The sequence below is a fragment of the Stenotrophomonas sp. HMWF003 genome, from assembly GCF_003061285.1.
Lineage (GTDB): Bacteria > Pseudomonadota > Gammaproteobacteria > Xanthomonadales > Xanthomonadaceae > Stenotrophomonas > Stenotrophomonas maltophilia_AP.
Genome location: NZ_QAIW01000308.1, coordinates 1 through 885 on the forward strand (window position 1 = coordinate 1; position 885 = coordinate 885).

General features: G+C 72.0%; 1 protein-coding gene. It reads left to right on the forward strand.

What is annotated here, in order from left to right:
- On the forward strand, positions 1–853 hold an 853-nt coding region (gene holA, locus DBR34_RS12570), incomplete at its 5' end, for a DNA polymerase III subunit delta (protein WP_128097043.1).
- Between the last annotated feature and the right edge of the window lie 32 nt (positions 854–885).

Consider the following 885-nt stretch of genomic DNA (forward strand, 5'->3'; position numbering starts at 1 on the left):
GAACCAGGTGGAGGCGAGCTTCAATGCGCCCAGCCTGTTCAGCCCGCGGCGGTTGATGGAGCTGCGCCTGCCCAGCGGCAAGCCGGGCAAGGAAGGCGCCGAGGTGATCAGCCAGTTCTGTGCGAATCCCGCGCCGGACGTGATCCTGCTGATCACCTGCAACGAATGGAGCAAGGCCCACCAGGGCAAGTGGGCCGAGGCGGTCAATCGCGTCGGCGTGCTGTCGGTGGCCTGGGCAATCAAGCCGCACGAGCTGCCCGACTGGATCGAACGCCGCCTGCGCAGCAAGGGCCTGCGCGCCGAACCGGCCGCCGTGCAGCGCCTGGCCGAGCGGGTGGAAGGCAACCTGCTGGCCGCCGCGCAGGAGATCGACAAACTGGCCCTGCTGGCCGCCGGGCAGACCCTGGACGTGGACACCATGGAATCGCTGGTGGCCGACGCCGCCCGCTATGACGTGTTCCGCCTGCTCGAGGCCACGTTCTCGGGGCAGCCGGTGGCGGTGCTGCGCATGCTGGCCGGGCTGCGGGGCGAGGGCGAAGCGGTGGCCGCGCTGACCCCGATGGTCATCCGCGAGCTGCTGTCCACCGCCGGGCTGGCCCGTGTGCAGGCCCGGGGCGGCAACCTGGCCGCCGAGATGAAGAGCCGCGGGATCTGGGAATCGCGGCAGGCGCCGTTCAAGCGCGCCCTGCAGCGCCATCCCGAACCCAAGCGCTGGGAGCGTTTCGTGGCCGAGGCCGGGCTGGTCGACCGCATGGCCAAGGGCCGTGCCGACGGTGACCCGTGGCTGGGGCTGGAACGCCTGCTGCTGGCCGTGGCCGAGGCCCGCGCCGTGCGCCTGCTGGCCCGCGCCTGAGCCGGCATGGGCCTGCGCATTCATTACGGCGG